The sequence below is a fragment of the Dyadobacter sp. genome (assembly GCF_051859145.1).
GTDB lineage: Bacteria > Bacteroidota > Bacteroidia > Cytophagales > Spirosomataceae > Dyadobacter.
Window position 1 is genome coordinate 2,130 of the sequence record NZ_JBHYGF010000355.1, and the last position, 2,242, is coordinate 4,371.

2 protein-coding genes are annotated in these 2,242 nt (G+C 49.1%); both read right to left on the reverse strand.

Annotated features, from left to right (window positions below):
- Positions 1-43: 43 nt before the first annotated feature.
- Positions 44-1,495 carry a hypothetical protein gene (locus ACTIE6_RS18735; RefSeq protein WP_439558096.1) on the reverse strand — a complete coding sequence of 484 codons (1,452 nt, stop codon included), beginning with the start codon at positions 1,493-1,495 and terminating at the stop codon, positions 44-46.
- Between the two features lies 1 nt (position 1,496).
- Positions 1,497-2,048 (reverse strand): GNAT family N-acetyltransferase, encoded by a 552-nt coding sequence (locus tag ACTIE6_RS18740; protein WP_439558097.1) that lies wholly within the window; start codon positions 2,046-2,048, stop codon positions 1,497-1,499.
- Positions 2,049-2,242: the final 194 nt, after the last annotated feature.

Sequence of the window (2,242 nt, forward strand, 5' to 3'; positions counted from 1 at the left end):
AGGGAAGCTTCAGCCCCTACCCCGGGTACATTACGGGTTTCTTTTATTTTAAATAAACAACACGACTCGATCCGCCAAAACCAACAGCCGCTTCAATCCGCTCCTTTTCATCTTTGGAAAAAACCTGCTTTACCAGCAGATCAAATGGCTTTTCCACTTCCTGCATTTCAGGCTTGTATTCGGCTGTGCGCTTCGAGCGCGTCGGGAATATGAAGGCTTTGTCGCGAACCGCTTTCTTATAAGCATTCTGCCCGGTGAATGAAGCTACCGCCCAACCGATTGCGACGATCAGGAATACAATGGAAAGTTGTAATGCGCTCAGATCCGCGAAGTTGACCAGTATCAGCAGCAATATACCTGCCGCCAATCCACCGATCGCCTTCGCCCGCCCCTCTATCCTCCCCTGTATATTAAGCCTGAACCTGGCAGGAATGGGCTGGTACAATGACTGGTAAGCCGGCTCGCTGATCGCTTTCCGAATGGCGCTCATAAAAAATCTCGACAACGCCACGCAGGCGAAGAATATCCCTGCAGTATCGTAACCAAGTCCGTAGATCACGGAAACCGCAAAGCTGAAAACCAGGCTTGCAGGCAGTATCAAAATACCCAGCTTCAAACCAAATTTGCTGATCAGGCGGTTGTAGAGGAAGGTTTTGATGAAAAATTCGAGAATGGAAGATATACCGAAGAAAATCCCCAGAAAGCCGGCAAGCGAACCTTTGTCCGTAAAAATGGCACGTGATTCAGTAAAAAAAATGTACTCCACATAGAACAACGCAAAGACCGGCAGCAATGCAAGCAGGAAAATGTTGCGGTAGTAAGACGGATCTACCGCCGCCTCGCCAGCCTTCTCGACGGTACTTGTCCCGGCTGATTTTGTGCTTGCAGTGGTTACGTATTTCTGATGAATTTTCCGGAGTAAAAAACTGCAAACGATCAGGAATGCGACGGCTACGACAAGCAGGTAATCAACAGGAATGATCTTGACCAAACCCGGTACTGCCAGGTACATGATCACCGATGAAAATACATCGCCCGTGTTGATCAGCGAAGAAAGCCTTTTGGACTGTTGTAAATTGAACAGCTTCACCACAACCGCCCAGAAGGTTACCCCATTCACAAGCACAAAAACGCGGTTCCAGATGAAGAGTACAAAGAAAACCCACCTGCTGCCGGTTAAATGATATGTAACGAGGAACACGACAATTGAACTGATCAGAAAAAACAGCATTCGCTCGGCCAGCTTGTCGAATGCCATTAACTTTTGAAGCCGCGTCACACCCAGACCAAGCAGGTAAGTAAAAACGCCGCCGACAATGTACACCTGCGGCAGCATCAGCCGGTCGAAGCTGATCAGGAATGAGGATGCTACTACCGTGTAAAACAAGGCAGTAGCCCCTCCCATGAAGAAAGAGTAAGCCATCAGCAAGGTAACGAGGTTACCCTCACCTTTTCTGACGTTGAGCATCAGCGATATGTCCGCCAGTCTTTTCAAATTAGTGAACCAGTTCTTTGATCATGAAATAAATCTGCCGCTCCGGCATCTGAAAAAGGGGCTTGATTTTGCCCAGGTATATAAATCCAAGATCTTCCAGCGGTTTAATGCGTGACTCCACGGGCTGTGCGATGATCGCCCGCGCGCCTTGCTCCCTCGCAAATTCTATCCGCGTTTCATCCAGAATGGAAGAAAATCCATTGCCCCGGTATTCCGGCGCAACTACCAGCCTGTTCAGCGAAGCGAACGGCCCATGTGCAAAATCGCCGAGCAGCGTTTCATCGAACAGGTTCGCGTGGGGTACCGAACTATAATCTTTGTGAAAACTCATCCGGGCTGCCGCAACAATCGTTTTTTCGTGCGTGATAATCCAGTGGTGCGCACGCAGGTCATCTTCGTCAAGCCAGGCTTTATGCGAGAAAAAATCCTGGCTGATCCCTTTTTCATCTTTCCAGGCGAGCACGCGCAATGCGCCCATTTCATCCAGCCGCTCAGGGTAATCCAGCTTCGTAAGCAGGAACTCCGAGTTCTTGATTTCAAACCTTGTATTCATTGAAAGAGGAGCGTTTACTATTGCAATCATTTGTTGAGTATCATTTTCGGTTTGTATCGATCAGCAGGCCGATAGAAAAAGTCCTGAGCTCCTGCGGATACCGCGACGCTGAGGTTACCCCTTCCGCCGCGCGTATGCCGGGCACAAAGTATTCGGTGTTCAACATATTGGATACCTGAACCTGCAAGCTGAGG